At 24.3% G+C, this 19,672-nt stretch carries 19 protein-coding genes; 13 read left to right on the top strand and 6 right to left on the bottom strand.

Annotated features, from left to right (window positions below):
- Positions 1-228: 228 nt before the first annotated feature.
- Positions 229-732: a type I restriction enzyme HsdR N-terminal domain-containing protein gene (locus tag I4U66_RS06810; protein ID WP_092925304.1), complete on the top strand. Its 504-nt coding sequence runs from the start codon at positions 229-231 to the stop codon at positions 730-732.
- 696 nt (positions 733-1,428) lie between these two features.
- Entirely contained in the window at positions 1,429-2,313 is an 885-nt protein-coding gene (locus I4U66_RS06805; RefSeq protein WP_092925306.1) for a sigma-70 family RNA polymerase sigma factor, read from the top strand.
- A 176-nt stretch (positions 2,314-2,489) separates the two neighbouring features.
- On the opposite strand, the gene I4U66_RS06800 is transcribed toward I4U66_RS06805, so the two are convergent.
- A complete protein-coding gene (locus tag I4U66_RS06800) occupies positions 2,490-2,906 on the bottom strand; it encodes a DUF3783 domain-containing protein (protein WP_195238202.1) in 417 nt (138 codons plus the stop codon).
- 181 nt (positions 2,907-3,087) lie between these two features.
- Between I4U66_RS06800 and I4U66_RS06795 the strand changes: the two genes are divergently transcribed.
- From I4U66_RS06795 to I4U66_RS06780, 4 genes are all read left to right on the top strand, one after another.
- Entirely contained in the window at positions 3,088-3,459 is a 372-nt protein-coding gene (locus tag I4U66_RS06795; RefSeq protein WP_092925310.1) for a GntR family transcriptional regulator, read from the top strand.
- On the top strand, positions 3,460-4,335 hold the full coding sequence (locus I4U66_RS06790; RefSeq protein ID WP_092925312.1) for an ATP-binding cassette domain-containing protein: 876 nt from the start codon (positions 3,460-3,462) through the stop codon (positions 4,333-4,335).
- On the top strand, positions 4,335-5,183 hold the full coding sequence (locus tag I4U66_RS06785; RefSeq protein WP_195928636.1) for a hypothetical protein: 849 nt from the start codon (positions 4,335-4,337) through the stop codon (positions 5,181-5,183). The genes I4U66_RS06790 and I4U66_RS06785 overlap by 1 nt, the downstream gene beginning before the upstream one ends.
- Positions 5,184-5,276: 93 nt before the next feature.
- On the top strand, positions 5,277-5,954 hold the full coding sequence (locus I4U66_RS06780) for a DUF3298 and DUF4163 domain-containing protein (RefSeq protein ID WP_195928635.1): 678 nt from the start codon (positions 5,277-5,279) through the stop codon (positions 5,952-5,954).
- Between the two features lie 35 nt (positions 5,955-5,989).
- Here the strand turns inward: I4U66_RS06780 and grpE are convergent, their stop codons facing one another.
- Positions 5,990-6,574 carry a nucleotide exchange factor GrpE gene (gene grpE, locus I4U66_RS06775; RefSeq protein WP_166505595.1) on the bottom strand — a complete coding sequence of 195 codons (585 nt, stop codon included), beginning with the start codon at positions 6,572-6,574 and terminating at the stop codon, positions 5,990-5,992.
- Between the two features lie 200 nt (positions 6,575-6,774).
- Between grpE and I4U66_RS06770 the strand changes: the two genes are divergently transcribed.
- From I4U66_RS06770 to I4U66_RS06760, 3 genes are all read left to right on the top strand, one after another.
- Complete coding sequence (locus tag I4U66_RS06770; protein WP_195928634.1) at positions 6,775-7,410, top strand: cyclase family protein; 636 nt, start codon at positions 6,775-6,777, stop codon at positions 7,408-7,410.
- A 70-nt stretch (positions 7,411-7,480) separates the two neighbouring features.
- Positions 7,481-8,410, top strand: coding sequence for an LCP family protein (locus tag I4U66_RS06765; RefSeq protein ID WP_195928633.1), 930 nt, complete (start codon positions 7,481-7,483; stop codon positions 8,408-8,410).
- A 239-nt stretch (positions 8,411-8,649) separates the two neighbouring features.
- Positions 8,650-9,888, top strand: a complete 1,239-nt coding sequence (locus I4U66_RS06760; RefSeq protein WP_195928632.1) for a chloride channel protein — start codon at positions 8,650-8,652, stop codon at positions 9,886-9,888.
- Between the two features lie 281 nt (positions 9,889-10,169).
- Here the strand turns inward: I4U66_RS06760 and I4U66_RS06755 are convergent, their stop codons facing one another.
- From I4U66_RS06755 to I4U66_RS06745, 3 genes are all read right to left on the bottom strand, one after another.
- On the bottom strand, positions 10,170-10,499 hold the full coding sequence (locus I4U66_RS06755; RefSeq protein ID WP_092925326.1) for a hypothetical protein: 330 nt from the start codon (positions 10,497-10,499) through the stop codon (positions 10,170-10,172).
- A gap of 111 nt (positions 10,500-10,610) precedes the next feature.
- The gene (locus I4U66_RS06750) at positions 10,611-11,102 is read right to left on the bottom strand and encodes an HdeD family acid-resistance protein (protein ID WP_092925328.1); all 492 of its coding nucleotides are present in this window, start codon (positions 11,100-11,102) and stop codon (positions 10,611-10,613) included.
- Between the two features lie 282 nt (positions 11,103-11,384).
- On the bottom strand, positions 11,385-12,080 hold the full coding sequence (locus I4U66_RS06745; protein ID WP_092925330.1) for a hypothetical protein: 696 nt from the start codon (positions 12,078-12,080) through the stop codon (positions 11,385-11,387).
- Between the two features lie 609 nt (positions 12,081-12,689).
- Here I4U66_RS06745 and I4U66_RS06735 point away from each other — a divergent pair.
- The 4 genes from I4U66_RS06735 (at position 12,690) to I4U66_RS06720 (ending at position 18,725) form a co-directional block, all read left to right on the top strand.
- Positions 12,690-13,808, top strand: coding sequence for a 4-hydroxybutyrate dehydrogenase (locus I4U66_RS06735; protein WP_195928631.1), 1,119 nt, complete (start codon positions 12,690-12,692; stop codon positions 13,806-13,808).
- Positions 13,809-13,920: 112 nt separating this feature from the next.
- Positions 13,921-14,646 carry a YwaF family protein gene (locus I4U66_RS06730; protein ID WP_195928630.1) on the top strand — a complete coding sequence of 242 codons (726 nt, stop codon included), beginning with the start codon at positions 13,921-13,923 and terminating at the stop codon, positions 14,644-14,646.
- A 301-nt stretch (positions 14,647-14,947) separates the two neighbouring features.
- Positions 14,948-16,840 (top strand): endonuclease MutS2, encoded by a 1,893-nt coding sequence (locus tag I4U66_RS06725; RefSeq protein ID WP_195928629.1) that lies wholly within the window; start codon positions 14,948-14,950, stop codon positions 16,838-16,840.
- A 172-nt stretch (positions 16,841-17,012) separates the two neighbouring features.
- A complete protein-coding gene (locus I4U66_RS06720; protein ID WP_195581577.1) occupies positions 17,013-18,725 on the top strand; it encodes a GGDEF domain-containing protein in 1,713 nt (570 codons plus the stop codon).
- A gap of 52 nt (positions 18,726-18,777) precedes the next feature.
- Here the strand turns inward: I4U66_RS06720 and I4U66_RS06715 are convergent, their stop codons facing one another.
- Complete coding sequence (locus I4U66_RS06715; protein ID WP_195581576.1) at positions 18,778-19,620, bottom strand: sulfurtransferase; 843 nt, start codon at positions 19,618-19,620, stop codon at positions 18,778-18,780.
- Between the last annotated feature and the right edge of the window lie 52 nt (positions 19,621-19,672).

Below are 19,672 nucleotides of genomic sequence, written 5' to 3'. Positions count from 1 at the left end.
CCTCGTGAATAATAATAACATACAAAATAACAAAAAATATACTGTAAAGATATGTAAATGATTATCTAAAGATGTCGAAATATAGATAAAATCTTGAAGGAAAGACATTATAAATTTATAATGTAAGTGAAATTTTAGCTATTAAAGATTGAAAAATAAACAAATGTGGTATACTATAAAAAGGTAAAGTTTTACTATAAAAGCTTTAATAAGAAAGGAGATATTAACATGTCAAAACAATTAGTAAAAGAAAGAGTTATAAAATATTTAATGGAAGATTTATTAGTTCCACATGATATGATAGATACAGATGTACCTTTAGCTGAATTTGAAGAAGGAGCAGAAGGAACATTAGATATAGTAGTTAACGTTAAAGATGAAGAAGATTACTATGCACCAGTTATGATAGTAACTTGTATGGATGAAGATATAGAACTAGAAGGTGAAGTAGTTCAAAAGCAAATAGATTTCTTAGAAGATGTTGACAATATGACTATGGCAGGAAGATTAGTATTAACTAATGGAGATTCTATGATGTATGCTGATTGGACTGGAGAAGAGTATGATACAGAAGCTTCACTTCCAACATATGAACAAATGGTTAAAGAATTCTTTGAAATGGAAGAAATAGCTAAAAAACATGAAGAGGCTCATAATCACGAAGGATGCGGTTGTTCTCATGAAGAAGGTCATGAATGTGGCTGTGGAGATGATTGTGGTTGCAAACACTAATAAACATACATATATAAGTACAAAAAATCCTCTTACTTAAGAGGATTTTTTATTACAAATATATTAAGCTAATAAAACTAAAAACTTATTAAATAAAACTCTTTAAGTAAGTAGAATGTATATTTGCTTGACTAGATTTTTTAATGATGGTATTATTAAATAGTTAAAAAATAACTATAAAACCGCAAGTGTTGGGGCAAACGCTAAGGATTTATTAATAGGGGACTTATTAAAGTCGTTCGGGAAAAAAAGATTGCTATAAAGCAGTCTTTTTTTTCTTTTTGAAATAAATTTTTATAATAATTATTTAACTTTACTTTGAATAAGAACTAAAGCTTTAATTAATTTAAAATCATATATACATTTTAGATAGCTTAGTAATTTATTTGATATATTCAAAAAAATTAAAAAAAAATAAAAAAAAGAAGGAAATTTGGTAAGTAAGAGAGAATAGTAGAATAATAAATCTATTGACTAAAAGATATAAACATGTCTTTTATCAAATATAATTAAAGGAGGATTCTTTTAAAGTACATGGATAAAATTATATATTAAATTATTTAAAGAATTATAATTTTTTATGTGCTATAAAAGTATCTTAAAAGGAATTTTTTAATATTAGTAATCATATTATAAAATTAGGTAAAGGTAATTTAATATATTAATTACTGAACTATATGCAAAAGGGGTTAGATTATGGGGGCTAAAACTGAAAACACTTACGAAAATTATATTTATTCAGACTCATCAGGTGGATCAAATGCAATGAAAATGTACTTAAAGGAAATAGAGGAGTACAAAATGCTATCTGCAGGTGAAGAAGTAGAACTTGCTAAGGAAATAACTAACTCTTCATTAGAAGCTAAGGAAAAATTTATTAATGCAAATTACAGATTAGTTGTTAGTATAGCAAAAAAATATAGAAAAGAAAATGTAGATATGCTAGACCTAATTCAAGCTGGAAATATTGGTTTAATTAAAGCTGTTGAAAAATATGACTATACAAAGGGATATAAATTTAGTACTTATGCTACTTGGTGGATCAAGCAAAGTATAACAAGGTACATAGATGACTGTGAAAATACTATTAGAATACCGGTACATCTTCATCAAAGAATAAATTTTGTAAAAAGAAAAAAGCAAGAACTTGCAAACATATTACAAAGAGATCCAAAAATTGAAGAATTGGCAGAAATATGTGAGTTAGAAGTAGAAAAAGTGATAGATATACTAAAAAGGGATAAAAATGTAGTATCATTAGATACACCTATAAAAGAAGATGAAGATAGTAGTTTAGTTGAATTTATACCATCGGATGCTAATTTTGGTGATGTAGTTATGCATGAGGTTGAAAAAAATAACCTAAGAGAAAAGATAGAAGAACTATTAACAGGTCTTACTGAACAAGAACAAAGGGTACTTAGAATGAGATTTGGTCTTGATGATGATATCCCAAAAACTTTAGAAGAAATAGGTAAAGTTTTTGGTGTAACTAGAGAAAGAATTAGACAAATCGAAGCTAAGGCCATAAGAAAGTTAAGACACCCAAGTAGAATTAAACAACTGAAATATTTTTATTAGTATAAGTAGGAGATACCTCCTACTTATTTTTTTAGATAATATATAACTTAAATAAATAACAAAGGTCTATATTTTCTTTTATAATCAAAGTTAGTTTACTTACTTAAATCATAGCACAAAATAATCAATAAAACATCTAAATATTGATAATATTTAGGAAAAAATGCAGATATAAATTAGTGATTTAAAGTATTGCCACTATTTATTGCATTTCTTTCATTAATTAAATTGTTTATTAAAGTATTTAATGACCAGGAAATATTGTCTTCTGTAACTACAGCCATTAAAGGTCTATTTATTTTAAATTTTCTTAAGTTATCAGAAAATCCACTTATCTTAGTATGTGCTATATTATTAAATATAACAGCCCTTTGATTTATACCTTGGACACAAGTGTCATCTATATTACCTTTTATTATGTCCTCTATTTTAGAGTTTGCATTATCTTTATTTAAAGTGCAAACATCTTTTATTCCTAATAATTTTAATATGTTTTTAATCATTAAAGTATCTTTTGCATTAAAGTTATAAACTATAACAAAACTTCTCTCATTATTTGTAGTGCATAAGCTGTTTATTCTTTTAAAACTCATAACATCCTCCTATATTTTAATTATAGTAATTATTATTACCCATTGTCATTAACATTTAAATATATTTTAAAAATAATTATCAAATAATAAAATTAACTTGCTATTTAGTATAAAATGTATTACCATTTTTAAAAAATAGGTTAGTTACTATATTAACTAACCATTTAGGTAAGGAGGTTGCATGAAGCTTACACTAAATGAAGAAGAACCAATATTTATTCAAATAGCAAAAGCTATAGAAGATGAAATACTAATAGATGAAATAAAAGAACATGAACAAATACCATCAACTACTGAAATATCAAAGCTTTATAAAATCAACCCAGCAACAGTATTAAAGGGGATAAATACGTTGGTAGATAAAGATGTAGTTTATAAAAAACGAGGAATTGGTATGTTTGTAAATGAGGGTGCTAAAGAAATTATAAGAAATTTTAGAAAAGAAAACTTTAAGAATATCTTTATAAGGGAATTATTGATAGAAGCTAAAAAACTTCAAATAGAAAAACAAGAATTAATAGATATGATTAAATGTTACAAAGAGGTGGAGTAAATGAATATAGGGGTTAAAGTAGAGAATTTAAGTTATAGTTTCAAAAATCAAAAAATATTAGACGATATAAATATAGATTTTCATGAAAATAAAATATATGGTCTTTTAGGTAAAAATGGGGCAGGGAAAACTACACTTTTAAATATAATAACTAATCAACTATTATCAAAAGAGGGTAAAATATATATAAAGGGGGTAGAGGCAAGAAAAAATCCAAGTATATTAGAAAATATATGTATAGTTAGAGAAAAAGAATATTTAAATGAAGATGCCAAGATAAAAGACATATTTGATATATATTTTTATTTTTACAAAAACTACGATAAAAAACTTCAACATAAGCTTTGTAAAAAATTTAATATAGATACAAAAAAGAGGTACAAAAATCTGTCAAGAGGATTAAAAACATTAGTATTTAATATAATCGGAATATGTTCTAATGCCGATATAGTAATATTTGATGAACCAACTATAGGCCTTGATGCATTAAATAGAGTAGAGTTTTATGATTTATTACTAGATAATTATATAAATTACCCTAAAACTATAATAATAGCAACACATTTAATAGATGAAGTTGAAAATCTATTGGAAGAGGTAGTAATAATAAATAATAAAAAAGTAGTTTTTAATGATAGTATAGAAAATTTAAAGGAGAACTCAGTATATATTAGTGGAAACAAAGAAGATCTAAATAAGTTAGACATAGTTAAAAATAAAAAGCCTATTAAAACCTTTAGAAATAATGAAACTTATGCATATTATGAAAAGTTAAGTAAAGAGGAATTAAACAAAATTAAAGAGTTAAGTTTAGATATAGAGGCAATGAGCCTTCAGGATATGTTTATAAGTATTTCTAAAGAGGAGATAAAATAATGAAAGAATTAAAACCATACTTAAAGATGTTAAATAAAAATACATATATATACATGTTTATTCTTTTACTATTAATTATTGGAATAGATGGAATGAATTTAATAGGTGCTATATACACTAAAAATTATACAATAGAAGATAATTTTCTAATATTTAGAAGTGAAACCTATTATATATTAGGACTTATGATGTTTATATGTTCAATTTGTATTTCACAAAAGGACTTTAGTATTGCGATAAGCATAAAAGGTGACAGGAAAAGTTATTTAAAAAGTATGATTTTATATATCATATGTATGTGTTTTGTATTTACTATAATTGGTGTTGGTGTAGAGTTTTTAGAAAGCACAATACTAAATGGATTTACTGGATATGATGCAGTAATAATTAGTAGATCTATCTTTTGGGAAATAAGTGAGGTATTAAATAAAATTCAAGAAGAAATAACAGGAGGTAGTTGGGCTACATCATTAATATATACAACTAGGGATGATACATTATTATATATACTAGATATGATTATAAATATATTTATAAACAATTTTATTTTTAGTGCTCTAGGTCTTTTTATAGGAGCATTAGTTTATAGGCTTAAAAAAGTAACTATTCTATTATTATTTGCAGGAATGCCAGTTTTATCTATAATTTATCTATTAATAGAATTTTTTAAAGATAAGTATGGTTTTGTAGAAAAGTATATAGAGACTTATTGGTCAAATTTAGTTCATATAATAACTACTTGTCAAAATATATTAGTAAAAGTATTAATAGCTATGATATTTATAATTGGTGCTATATTATTACTAATAAAAGCACCGATAAAAGAATATGCTCATGATTTAATATAGAATTTTAACACCAATTTAAATTAAATTAATATTATACAAATACATAAAGTCATATATATAAGTATATAGATGTTAATTTAAAGAGGTGATTAAATGGAAAATTGCTTGTATATATCTAAAATTAATATAAGTAGGGATAGTGAATTTTTTATATATGATATAAATTATCCTATTATAAAACTTAAAGAAGAATGTATTTGTCAAGAAAAATTTGACTTATATATAATAAACGAAATAAACAATAAGATATATAAAGATGTATTAGATTTTAAAAATAATACAAAACTAGAGGCAAAAGAGTATAAGAAACTGTATGATACTAAGATAAGTAAAGAATGTAAGGAATGTGTAAAGTATAAATATGAAGTATATATTAACTACGAAGCAACTTATGATAGAAATAGAATAATAAGTATACCTATGACTAAATATAAATTTAGTGGTGGAGCACATGGAATGACTTACTTAGAAAGCTACAATTATGATTTATTAACAGGTAAAATTTTAAAGCTTAAAGATTTATTTGGAGAAGGTATAGATTATAAAAAGCTTATAAATGATTTTATAAGAGAAGAAATTATGAAAGAACCTGAAAAATATTTTAAAGATGATTATGGATTTAAAGGTATAAGTGAAGATCAAAGTTTTTATATAGATGAAGATGGAATAGTTATATATTTCCCACTTTATGAAATATCACCATATTATGTAGGTATACCAAAGTTTAAATTGAAATTTAAAGATTATAAAAAATACTTAATATACAAATAAAAAATCTAGCCTAATTTAGGGCTAGATTTTTTATATTAATCTCTGCATTTTTTACACTCACATTTACAGTGACAATCATGATCATGATGATGATTATCGTCATCTGAATTTCTTCTACAATTTTCTCTAAAACAGTCTACTGTATCATCAAAAGCATCTTCTAAATCTTCTATTAAGTCTGCTATATCATCTTGATCATCTAAAGCTTTTAAAACATTTCTTATACCTTGAACTTGATTAGGTATAGCTTCATCATTAAATTCGTCTACAACATCACCTAAATTATCTATTATATCCATTAAGCAGTTAGTCAATTTATCAAGCTGACATTTTGCGTTAGCTACATCATCTCTTAATGCTAATAAATTAACATTATCAAAATTATCTAAGGCATTTTCTAAGTTATCTATAGCTTCTTCATTTTTATTATCTATTTGATCTATCAAGTTGTTAGTTCTTCTTATTTCATCTTGGCAAACCTTTGGTCTAGAACCTCCTCCATTATTACATCCGCAAATATGGTTTGGATTTGTCCAATGATGATTGCAATTATTATTCGTGCAATTACAATTACATCTATTATTACAGTTATTACATCTATTAAATTTTTTACAAATCATAATCAAAACACCAACCTTTTAAATTTAGTAAGAGTAAACCCCTTTAATCTTATATATGAAATAAAAGAAAATTTTGTGCTAAAAATTAAATTATTATGTAAAAAAATATACAAAAATAAAACATGTACTTTATGGTAAATGTATGTGCTATAATCATATTAATTATATTGAGGAAAATATAAAATTAGGAGTGAATAGATATGAAGGTATATGATTTAACTCAAAAATTACATGATGATATGTTAGTATATTCGAAAGGAACATGTCCAAATATAAAAAAAGTAGCAAATATAGAGAAGGATGGATATGAAGAAACTTTAATAAGTATGTATTCTCATAATGGAACTCATATAGATGCACCTAAGCATATGGATAGCAAGGGAAAAAGTTTAGATGAGATGGAAATAAATAATTTCCTAGGAAATGCTTTGCTTATAGATGTAAATAATATGAAAAAAATAGAACTAGATTATATTAAAAATTTTGAAAAAGATATATTAGAAAGTGATTTTATAATATTTAAATCAGGATGGAGTAAATATTTTAATAAAGATTTATATTATAAAAACTATCCCACACTAACTAAAGAGTGTGCAATTTATTTAGGAAATACATCTATAAAAGGTATAGGAATAGATATGCTATCAGTGGATACTTATGAGTCAAATGATTTTGAAATACATACTATATTATTTGAAAAAAGTAAAGTAATAATAGAGAATTTAACTAATTTAGAAAGTTTACCAGAAAAATTTCTATTTATAGCTGCACCTTTAAAATATGATAATGCAGATGGTTCACAGGTAAGAGCTATAGGCATAGTTAATTATCAATAAAAAAATATTATAACTATAAAATGAATGAAGAAAGTGAATAATCAAGTGAAAATTTAAAGGATGTGAAAAATTGAAAATCTTTAAGAAAAGAAGTATATTATTAGCATTATTAATAATCATAATACCAATATTACTATTAGTAGGGATAATAAATAAATCACAAAATAATAAAAAAATAACTATAAATCCACAAAATATAGAAGAAGATATTAAAAGTAATAAAAATATAAATATAGCATTATTTGGATTAGATAGAAGAAAAGATAATGAACCAGCTCGTTCTGATTCTATTATGATAGCAAGTATTGATTTAAAAACCAAAGAAATTAATTTAGTATCACTTTTAAGAGATACTTTAGTAGATATAAAAGGTCATAAAAAAGACAAATTAAATCACGCTTATGCCTATGGAGGTGCAGAACTTGCACTTGACACTATAAATACAAACTTTGATTTAGATATAGATAAATACTTGGCTGTGGATTTTTATAGCCTAGCTAAGGTTATAGATATTATAGGTGGAGTTGATATAGATTTAAAAGATTATGAAGTTGAAGAGATAAATAAAAATCTAGTAGAATTAAATAAAATAGAAGAACTAGATAAAAAAGCTGATTACATAAAAGGAAGTGGAATTAAGACTTTAAATGGTCGTCAAGCTGTAGCCTATTCTCGAATAAGAAAAAAAGGTAATGGAGATTATGAAAGAACTGAAAGACAAAGAAATGTGTTAAAAGGGCTTTTAAAAAAGTATGAAGAAAAAGAAAAGGATGAGCAATTTGAAATGGCTATGGCAATTATAGGAAAAGTTAGTACTAATATACCTATAAATGATATTAAAAAGCTTAAAAGTATTATTAATGAAAATATAAACTTCAAAGTAAGTCAGAATATGATTCCTTATGAGGATAGCTTTAAGAGTACTACTTATAAAGGAATGTGGTGTATAGAAGCTAATATGGAGGATAATATAAGAGTTTTACATAAATATATTAAGTAAAATGACCCTACGTCTGAAAAATTGACGTAGGTTTTTTAATGAATATATATTATATACTTACAATGAGTATAAATCTTGGAATATAAATAAAAAATAACATACCGGTTAACATATAAGAAGATTTAGGGGTTAGATAAAAATAGTTAGATTGTATAAAATATAAAAATAAGAAGTAAGATATATAACAAAGTGTATTCTTATTATATGTCTTAAAATTTACAACAAAGGAAGAAAAACAAATGAAAAGATTTTTAAGTTTATGTGTTGCTGGAAGTTATAGCATCTTAATAGGAGCGTCTGTTGGAGCTATCACATGGTTATTTTTAACTTTAATATTTAGTGGAATAAACTTGATATGGTATGACTTTATATTTAAGATTAATAATAACTACTTAGTTTTATTTGTATGTATTTTAGGTGGCATTATGGTAGGATTATGTCAAAAATATTTTGGGAAATATCCAAAAACAATGCCAATTGTTTTAAAGGAGTTTAAAGAAACCAAAAGAGTTGAGTATAAATCGTTGCATAAGTCAATAATATCAGCATTGATTATTCTTTGGTTTGGAGCGAGTCTTGGGCCAGAGGCAGCATTAAGTGGAATTGTAGGAGGATTAGTTACTTTATCCGGTGATTTACTTAAATATGGATTTAAAAGAAAAGAAATTGAAAATGATCTAAATGAAATTTTAATTGAATCAAGTATAGAATCAACTATAGGTATCATATTTGCTGCTCCATTATATGGTTTTTATAGTTTAATAAGTAATAAAGATAAAATAAAAAAAGCTAAGACAATAGTATATGTATTAACTATATCCTCAGGTTTTTATGTATTTGATTTATTATCAAAACTTGATAATCGAGCATCATTTATAACAAGATTTTCAAAGGCTAATATAGGCAAAAGGGAACTATTATTTTTTATACCTCTTTTAATAGTAGGATTTCTTTTAACATTGTATTATAAAAAAATGGGAAGTGTATTAAATAAGATACTAAAACCTTTAGATGATTATAAAGTAATAAAAGCAGTTTTAGGAGGGAGATTATTAGCAATATTAGGTATAACAATACCTTATATATTTTTCTCTGGAGAACATGAGTTAAAAGATATAATATTAAATTGGAAAAGTCTAGGATTAGCATGTCTTCTTATAATATGCTTTTTCAAGCTTTTAGCAACAGAGTTATGTATTTCAACAGGATGGATTGGAGGGCATCTTTTCCCTATAATGTTTTCTGGAATTACTATGGGGTTTGCTATCTCGATTATATTTGGAGTAGACCCAGTATTCTCAGCATGCGTAGTTGCTACTACTTTTTTAAGTGCGATAATGGAAAATTATATTGTAGCAATATTTTTACTTGTGTTATTTTTCTCAATAAATCTTGCTATTTTTATAATAATATCGGCAATATTAGGTGTTGAACTTATAAAAAAGTACAATTCAACACAAAATAATTTATTGAACTAATGACATAATTATTAATGTAAATTAATATGTGTATAGTTTATTTTAATTAAATATTTTATATGTAATCTTATTTGTAAATATATAAAAAGGACAGAATAATTTTAAAAATTAAACTGTCCTTTTTATATATTTGCAATTTGAATATCTAAAATAGTTCAATTTAAAGTTTTAAAATATAATACACTTTGAATAGGATTTTTACTTATAAAAATGGTTCATTAAGAAGGCGAAAATAATTAAATAACTTAGTGTCTTAAAGTTTATATAAATTTTACACTCTTTTAAGATTTATTTATGTATCTTTTAGAGTTTAAAGGATAACTTACTACTTTTAGTTCATAATGATTTCTTTCTCTATTATCTTTTTTAAAGTGAATTTCAGAAATTTCCATACCATTATAATTTTCATCTAATGCAGATATAAATTTACCCAAAAAGTTAGCTAAAGAATTAGTATCATTAACTAGACTTTTATCAAATGATAGAGCATCTATATTAAAAACTGACATGTTAGAATGATGCACAAAATGTTTATTAAACATGCAGTTACTACAAGTAGAAAAATTATCACAATTTATAACAGATTTAAAAGAGCATAGTAGTTTATCCACAAGCATCCCTCCTATATATATATATTTAGTTTATCATTTTAATTAAAACTCATACATAATAATATTTTTATACAAAAAAAAGCTAGTCAATTGACTAGCTTTTAGTAATTACTATAATTTAAAACCTAAGTATATCTCAAATATAGCAGATATTATAAAATAAATTCCTATTATAAATGGAGTATAAAGTAATATCTGTATAGGATTTATAAATATTAATAAACCTAATATTACAAGACATATATTGTATAAAGTATTTGCATTAAACCCAAAAGTTTTTCTTTTAAATGATATTATAAATAGGTAAAGTCCTCTTACAAGTGCCCATATACCATATACAAATATTAATGAACTTGTAGTAGATATAGGGAATAACCATAATATAAGACCAAATAATACGTTTATAATACCACTAAAAATATAGTGAGATTTGTCTGTTGACTTAAATGCTCTAATTAATGTAAATATACCTGATACAATTAACATTATCCCAGCAATAGTTGTGAAATTAAAGTATGATTGTATTGGATTAGTAAAAAATAATACACCAATTATTCCAAGTAATATACCTTCTATAATAAGAAGAGCTTCAAGTTTTTTCATAAAGTACACCATCCTCTTATAGTATGATTCTTTTATTAAATTATTATAAAATAATTACTGCTACTTAATAAAAAAACTATACTTATATTGTTTGGGCTTTATATATATGGATCCATAGTTATAATATAAAAGTCCTTTTTTGTATTATAACACAGAAATTTGTAAATATTTGTAAATTAAATATTCTAAATAGTACGAACTTCTACTAATACAAAAAGGTTTAGGTTTAAAATTAATATCATAGAATTGAAAAAAGCAAAGAATTGTACACTCTTTTTTATTTTAATCAAATTTAAATGGGTTAATCATTATAGCATTATTATATAAAAATGGATAAGATTTATTTAAATATTCAAGATAATAAATCCATTGAGCAGCAGTGTTTTTATAAACCCTTAAAATATCATTTTCTAAATGATGAATATCTATTTGGTTTTGATTACCGTTTTTATAAAAAGCAATTTCATCTCTTAAATGTACAACAGACATTAATAAATCAGTAAATACTTCATGTTGATGTACACTTTCATTACCAATTAAGTTTATAAATAGATTACTATTAGTTACTAATATATCTTCAATAGCATCTAAATCAATATATCGCATATCGACTTTATAATCATGATTTATTATACTATTTTTAACTTTTACTAAATCATCAAAACAGATTATGTAGTTTTTAGCCTCTACATCACCATTTATTATTAAACGCATTAGCTTAAAGCCCACCTCTGTGAAGAATATTCCAACTAACATATTTATTTTATCTAGCCTTTCCTTCTTAGCTCTATAATCTATTAATTTTTCAAGTATTATAGTTACAACTAAACTGTTTATAGGTATAAAACATAGATTCATAAGAGAATAATAGGCGGTATTTACAGCTTGGCCAAAAACTAAATAATGTACAAAAAACATCACAGCCGATAGAAAAATTAATATAAGTGATACTATAAAATAGTGTTTAAATTTTTTCATATTACCTCCTAATAAAAATTAGATATCTAATATTATACCATAGGATGCAAAGTAGTTATTTTAAAATGTATTATATTATTGCTAAGTAATACTTGGTATACAAGAGATAATAAATATAAAACACAAATCTATGATGATATATAATAGCTTATTATTTGTACTAGGGTTTGCTTTTGATTCAACACTATTTAAAGCCGTAGTTGATAGTTCTAGATTTAATGTAGTTTGGATATTAATCCTTGTTTGTATATTTGTAAGATATGGACTTCTTCTTAATCCTATAAAGTAAGTAAAAGAACAAAATAAGATTCATGAAGAGAAAGAGTTTGGTAAACTTATAAATGAGTAGACAATATACAACTTCTTAAAGATAGAGAATTTAAAATTATTTATGCTTTAGGAGGTTTTTTAGTGTAAAAAAACTATAATAATTAAAAAATAGTAAAATGAATTATAATCTCTATACATAAATATTTAAATTATATTATGGATTTTATCTTTAATTATATATATAATTAAAGATAAATATTAGGGAAAAGTTTTAAGTAGGAGTAATATATGATGGAAATTAAAAATGGTTAGATTAATAATACATAAGGAGAAAATCATATGAAACAATTAAAACTATTAACAGAAATTCATTCTTTCGAAAACTTCAAAGAGTTTGTAGATGAATTCAAATTAGAAAAGAATGATTTAATATTAACTCGTAGATCTATATATAATGGATTTATAAAAGATTTAAATTTAGATTGTAATTTGGTTTTACAAAATGAATATGGAAATGGAGAACCAAATGATGAAATGATAAATGGCATAATAAAAGACATAAAAGATTTAGATTATAAAAGAGTTATAGCTATAGGTGGTGGGACTGTTATAGATATAGCTAAATTACTTATATTTAAAGATGTTGATGATTGTGTAGATTTATTTGAAAGAAAAGTAGAACTTATAAAAGAAAAAGAACTTATAATAATACCAACAACTTGTGGAACAGGAAGTGAAGTTACAAATATATCTATAGCAGAAATAAAATCTAAAAATACTAAGCTAGGTTTAGCATGTGATGAATTAATTCCAGATTATGCAGTTTTAATACCAGAATTAATGAAGAACTTACCTTTTAATGTATTTATGTCAAGTTCAGTAGATGCATTAATACATGCTATAGAATCTTTTGTTTCACCAAAATCAAATTCATTTACAGAGTTATTTGCTATAAAAGCTATTGAGATAATCATTAAAGGATACAAAGAAATTGTTGAAAATGGAAAAGACCATAGAAAAAATTTATTAAAAGAATTTTTATTGGCTAGTAATTATGCAGGAATAGCATTTGGGAATACTGGAGTAGGAGCAGTTCATGCTATGAGTTACCCATTAGGTGGAGTTTATCATGTTCCTCATGGAGAGGCTAACTACCATATGTTTACAGAAGTATTTAAGCTTTATAATGAAAAAAATCCAAATGGAAAGATAAAAGAAGTAAATAAGGTATTAGCCCAAATTTTAGGATTAGATGATGAAAAAAATGTTTATTTTGAAATAGAAAAATTATTGAATAATTTATTAACTAAAAAACCACTTAGAGACTTTGGAATGAAGGAAGAAGAAATAAGTATATTTGCTCAAAGTGTTATAAATACACAACAAAGACTATTACAAAACAATTATGTAAAGATAAGCGAAGAAGAAATGAAAAACATATATATGAAATTATATTAATCAAAATATAATTAAAAGTCTCCCAAAAATAATTGTATTAATTTAATATTTGCAAAAAAGCTTATAGCAATTTATAATATTGAAGGTATACAATCAAATTAAGGAGACATAAATGGGTAAATTTTATTATTTTTTTAGAACATCTACAGAACAAAATAATTTTGTTAACTTTGGAATTATACACATAACGTTATTATTGATAGCTTTTTTTGGTAGTTTACTTATTATAAAATTAAAAAAGGAAAGTAGATTATTTGAAGTTTTTACTGGTAGTATATTATTAGTTCAACAATTAACATTATATCTTTGGTACTTTGTTGGAAACTATAATTTTATAAGAGAAGGTCTGCCATTGTTTCACTGTAGGATAGCAATACTTATGTTGGCAATAGGCTTGATTTTTAAGAAAGATTTCATTTGTAAAATGGGATCTTATTGGGGAATGTTTGGTTCAATATCAGCTTTAATATTTTTAGGGCTAGATCCTTTTTCATTTCCTCATATAACTCAATTCTCATATTTTATAGGTCATATACTATTACTTTGGGGGTCTGTTTATTTACTATTTGTAAAGAACATAGGTATGAGTAAAGACGATTTTAAGAAAATACTTATTGCAACAAATTTATATCATATAGTAATATTTTTTGTTGATAGAACAATAAATGCTAACTATGCATATATGAAATCATCACCTATTGGTATAGGTAATAATTTAAACCCATTTTTATATGGATTTATGGTTATGATGATTTTTAATATGGTTTTGGGTATAGAATATATAATTATAAATAAAAAGGAAGATAGTTCTGTAGAAGAACTTTATGAAGTTGCATAAATACTTTAAATAAAAGTACTGGGAATTAAAAATTTCCAGTACTTTTTTATTAATAAAATAATATTTGATTTAATTAAATATTATTTTAATATAAAAATATTATAAATGATTATGATAAATTGAAAGTACCCTATTTATATGAGATAATAAAATGTATTAAGGAAGGAGAGGATTTTTTTGAAAAAAAATAAATATTTTGAGAGTGTGTGTGAGCTTCTTGATAAATAAGGAGCAATAATAAAAGTCCTTATTTATCAAGAAGCCTTTTAAGAATAAAAGCTGATAAATAAAGGAGATAATAATGAACACACAAACATATGAAAAATTACAATTAAACGAAGTTAAAGAATTAGTTAAAATATATTGTGTAAGCTCACTTGGAAAAGAACTTATAGATAAATTAATGCCAAGTAGTAGCTATAAAGTAGTTAAAAGAAGGCTGGATGAAAATAATGAAGCTAGAAAAATAATAGAAAATAGCAATCATATACCTTTAGAAGGACTTTTTAATATAATGCCAACTATAGAAAAAGTAGAAAAAGGTATGATACTAGAGCCTAGAGAACTTATACGTATTGAAGATTTTTTAAGAGGATGTAGAAAGATAAAATCTTTTATGATAGATAAAGAATTTTATTCTCCTACATTAAGTTCTTATGCACTTAATATAACAGAGTGCAAAAGTATAGAGGAAGAAATTAAATATTGTATAAAAGGAAATAAAGTAGATTCTAATGCTAGCAAAGAATTAAAAAAGATTAGAAGGCATATTGAAGTTACCGAAGAAAAAATAAAAGAAAGATTAAATAAATTTTTAACAGCATCAGGAAATAAAAAATATATACAAGAGTTTATAATAAGTAAAAGGGATGAAAGGTATGTAATACCGATTAAAGCATCATATAAAAATGAAGTAGATGGAGTAGTGTTAGATACATCATCAAAAGGAAATACAGTTTTTGTAGAACCAAATAGTGTTTCAAAATTTAGTATAGAGCTTATAACCTTAAAATCAGAAGAATCTGTAGAAGAATACAAGGTACTTTCTTATTTAACAGACCTTATTTATGAAAAAATACAAAATATAAAAATAAATATAGAAATAATTGCAGAATATGATATGGTATTTGCAAAAGCTAAATATAGTGATTCTATAAAAGGAATAACACCTAAACTAAATAACTATGGATATATAAATATAATAAATGGAAAACATCCACTACTTAAAGGTGATGTGGTTCCTCTTAATTTTGCAATAGGTAAGTATTATAGAAGTTTAGTTATAACAGGACCTAATGCAGGAGGGAAAACTGTAGCTTTAAAAACAGTTGGAATTTTAACTCTTATGACTCAATGTGGATTTGATATATGTGCAGATAAAAATACTGAAATAAGCGTATTTGAGAAGATATTTGTTGACATAGGAGATAATCAAAGCATAGAGAATTCTTTAAGTACATTTTCATCTCACATACAAAATATAGCAAACATTATAAATGCATCAAATAAGTCAACATTAGTATTATTTGATGAAATTGGGTCAGGTACTGAACCTAATGAAGGTGCTGGTCTTGCAATATCAATACTTGAAGAGTTATATAAAATGGGGTCTATAATTGTAGCATCAACTCATTATGCAGAAATTAAACATTTTGCCACAATGCATCCAGAGTTTGAAAATGCAGGAATGATGTTTGATAAAAATACATTAGAACCATTATATAAACTTACTATAGGTAAATCAGAAGATAGTAATGCTTTATTTATATCAAAGAAAATGGGTATAAGAGATAAAGTACTAAGTAGAGCGAAAAGATATATAGAAAGTAAAAATTACAACTTTGACTTAGTAGATAGAAATAAAATTAATGAAACGGAAGAAGTATTAAAAGATATACCTAATTATGAAATGGGAGATAGAGTAAAATTACTAGATGAAGATGAATTTGCTATAGTATATGAAGGTGTAGATAAGTTCAACAACGTCAAGGTATTGTATAATGAAGAGATAATAGCTGTAAACATAAAAAGAATTAGCTTAAATCTAAAAGCTATTGATTTATACCCTAAAGATTATGATTTAAATTCTTTATTTGTAAGTTACAAGGAAAGAAAGTTAGAGAAAGATATAAAAAGAGGCTCTAAAAAAGCTTTAAAGAAGATAAAAAAAGATATAAAAAATAATAGGTTATAACAATAACTCCCTAGAAATAGGGAGTTTTTTATTATAAAAGTAACTATGAAGATAGTTTGATATATAAAGAATAATTAAATAAAAATGTAAAACATGACAAAATTTAAAAATATGATAAAATATAAACTGTAAGAAGTTTAGGAATATCTATACAAAAAAGAAAGGATATATTTTGGGGGGAGTAAAAATAAGAAAAATAATATATATAATCATAGCTATTGCTACATGTATATCATTATCATATGGGGCACATAAACAAAATATAAAAAATGAGATTATGCAAATAGAAAGTAAAATAAAAAAAAATACATATGATAAACAATATAATAAAGCAATAGATATCTTTAAAAATGAATTTTCAAAAATAAAGCCTAAAGATTACAACATAGTATGTGAATATATAATTCAAATGACTGATTATATTAGAAATACAGAAAGAGGATTAAAAGAAGTTATAAACATACTAACTACAATGGAACAAAGTAAGTACTTATCAATAAATTCTAAATTTATAGTATCCAGTAAACTTCAAAGTGCGTATTTACTAGAACAAAACTATGCAAAAGCATCTAGGTATATATTAAACACACTAATATTATCTAAAAAAAGGGATGACAAATTTAATGAAGCTAAATGCTTAGTAGATCTAGGTGTATTGTTTTCGGAGATAGAAGGTGAAAGTACCGGAATAAAGAGTATAAAAGATGGACTTGCCGTTAAAATTAATGATGAATATAAAAATAAATTTATACAAGTGTATGGAAATTTAAACATAGCTGAAATATATTTAAAAAACAATGAGTATAGTAATGCAAAAAAATACGTAGAAGAGGTAGAAAAATATAGTAATTATATAGATGTAAATGAATATTACGATTTAAATATATTGATATATACTATAAAATCTTCAATCTATTTATCAGAAAATAATTCAAAACAAGCAAAGATATATTTAGATAAATCTAAAGAATTGTTAAATAATGAAAAGTTAATGGTAGGAAATAGAAAAACTATATATCAACTTGCTACGGGTAAATATTATGAGGCTATTGGAGATATTGATAAGGCAGTATATACATATAAAGAAGTACTTAAAGAAGATGAATATGAAAAAAATAGAGAACAGGACATAAGGTATGCCTTAACAAGATTAATAAAATTATTAGAAGAACAAAAAAAATATAATGAAGCAAATTTATATACAGATAAGTTACTTGAGGTAATAAAAGAATCTGAAGACAATAGATATAAAGATTATTCATATTATATAATAGAGCAAGCTAGTAAAGAGTACAAGTTAGAGAAGGAAAATAATATGATAAAGTTTCTATTTATAATAATACTATTTGGAAGTATTATATTTGTCGTAATACATATGTATAATAAAAATAGATTAATAAGTATGAAACATTTAACATTACAAGATAAACTGACAAATACACACAATAGAGCTTATTTTGATAGTAAATATGAGGAATTATTGGATAAAAATATAAAATTCTCTATAGTAATGATAGATATAGATAATTTTAAATATATAAATGATACTTATGGGCATCAATTTGGAGATGAAGTTTTAAAAGTTATAACTAATACCATAAAAAAATTATTGCAAGAACACACTTATTTATGTAGGTATGGTGGAGAAGAATTTGTAATAATATCCTGTTATAAAATAAAAGAAGAAGTATTACTTTTAGCTGAAATGATTAGGTCTTCAGTAGAAGGTATAAGTTGGAGCAAGGATATAAAAACAACTGTAAGTATAGGAGTGGCTTTTTCAAATATACATTATGAAAATACCTTAAAAAAATCAGATGAAAATATGTATAAAGCTAAAAATACAGGAAAAAATAAAGTTGTTGTGGATAACGATAAGAAATAATAATTTAAATTAAAAAGCATGTTAGTTGATATTACCTAACATGCTTTTTAATTTATTCGCTTAAAGTACTAACTTCATTTTCATCATAACTTATCCAGTCACTAAAACTTCCAGGATATACTTTATGGCATATACCAACTTCACTAAGAGCTAAACTATTAGGACAAGCTGTTATACCAGAACCACAATAAACTATAATTTCCTTATAATCATTTAACTTTTCAAAGTGTCTTTTTAAATCATCTAAACATTTTAAGTTTATAAACTCATTGTCCTTATTTAATACATCCATCCAAAAATAGTTCTTGGCACTAGGTATATGTCCAGCTTTTTTATCTACTGGCTCAAATTCACCTAAGTATCTTTTATATTCTCTGGAATCTATGATAGCAATATCCTTATTATATAATCTCTCTTTTACATAATTCATATCAACTCTCATATTATTGTTTACAGTAGCTTTAAAGTTACCTATTTTAGTTTTTGGTATTTCATTAGTAATTTCTCCACCAATGCTTTTAAATTCATTTATACCTCCGTTTAAAACATAAACTTTATCATGACCTAGATACTTTAATATCCACCATAATCTAGAAGGCCCTGCTAAATCACCCTCATCATATGCTACAACTATAGAATTATTATCTATCCCTATACTTTTAAAGGTATTTACTAGGTCATCTACACTAGGAAGAGGATGTCTACCACCATGGATTTTAACCTCACTAGATAGCTGATTTTCTATATCAACTCTTACTGCATTTTTTATATGGCTCTCATTGTAGCTTTTTTTACCGTATTCTTTGTCTATTAAGTCAAACCTACAATCTACTATAACTAAGTCTTTATTATCCATATTTTCTTTTAACCAATTAGGGCTAACTAAATTTGTCATAAATATTCCTCCTAGTACTAATATAAAATTATTAAGTTAAATACTACACTTA

Origin of the sequence: Romboutsia sp. D33t1_170424_H2 (genome assembly GCF_015669105.1) — a bacterium.
GTDB lineage: Bacteria > Bacillota > Clostridia > Peptostreptococcales > Peptostreptococcaceae > Romboutsia_C > Romboutsia_C hominis.
Note: the sequence above shows the minus strand (reverse complement) of the source record. Positions and strands in the feature narration are given on the sequence as shown.

What these genes read in the sequence shown, in the direction of transcription:
- I4U66_RS06730 (WP_195928630.1), top strand. Translation starts at nt 13,921, where the DNA reads ATGGGTAAATTTTATTATTTTTTTAGAACATCTACAGAACAAAATAAT.
- I4U66_RS06800 (WP_195238202.1), bottom strand. Translation starts at nt 2,906, where the DNA reads ATGAGTTTTAAAAGAATAAACAGCTTATGCACTACAAATAATGAGAGA.
- I4U66_RS06735 (WP_195928631.1), top strand. Translation starts at nt 12,690, where the DNA reads ATGAAACAATTAAAACTATTAACAGAAATTCATTCTTTCGAAAACTTC.
- I4U66_RS06780 (WP_195928635.1), top strand. Translation starts at nt 5,277, where the DNA reads ATGGAAAATTGCTTGTATATATCTAAAATTAATATAAGTAGGGATAGT.
- I4U66_RS06745 (WP_092925330.1), bottom strand. Translation starts at nt 12,080, where the DNA reads ATGAAAAAATTTAAACACTATTTTATAGTATCACTTATATTAATTTTT.
- I4U66_RS06795 (WP_092925310.1), top strand. Translation starts at nt 3,088, where the DNA reads ATGAAGCTTACACTAAATGAAGAAGAACCAATATTTATTCAAATAGCA.
- I4U66_RS06790 (WP_092925312.1), top strand. Translation starts at nt 3,460, where the DNA reads ATGAATATAGGGGTTAAAGTAGAGAATTTAAGTTATAGTTTCAAAAAT.
- I4U66_RS06715 (WP_195581576.1), bottom strand. Translation starts at nt 19,620, where the DNA reads ATGACAAATTTAGTTAGCCCTAATTGGTTAAAAGAAAATATGGATAAT.
- I4U66_RS06725 (WP_195928629.1), top strand. Translation starts at nt 14,948, where the DNA reads ATGAACACACAAACATATGAAAAATTACAATTAAACGAAGTTAAAGAA.
- I4U66_RS06750 (WP_092925328.1), bottom strand. Translation starts at nt 11,102, where the DNA reads ATGAAAAAACTTGAAGCTCTTCTTATTATAGAAGGTATATTACTTGGA.
- I4U66_RS06785 (WP_195928636.1), top strand. Translation starts at nt 4,335, where the DNA reads ATGAAAGAATTAAAACCATACTTAAAGATGTTAAATAAAAATACATAT.
- I4U66_RS06810 (WP_092925304.1), top strand. Translation starts at nt 229, where the DNA reads ATGTCAAAACAATTAGTAAAAGAAAGAGTTATAAAATATTTAATGGAA.
- I4U66_RS06760 (WP_195928632.1), top strand. Translation starts at nt 8,650, where the DNA reads ATGAAAAGATTTTTAAGTTTATGTGTTGCTGGAAGTTATAGCATCTTA.
- I4U66_RS06805 (WP_092925306.1), top strand. Translation starts at nt 1,429, where the DNA reads ATGGGGGCTAAAACTGAAAACACTTACGAAAATTATATTTATTCAGAC.
- I4U66_RS06770 (WP_195928634.1), top strand. Translation starts at nt 6,775, where the DNA reads ATGAAGGTATATGATTTAACTCAAAAATTACATGATGATATGTTAGTA.
- grpE (WP_166505595.1), bottom strand. Translation starts at nt 6,574, where the DNA reads ATGATTTGTAAAAAATTTAATAGATGTAATAACTGTAATAATAGATGT.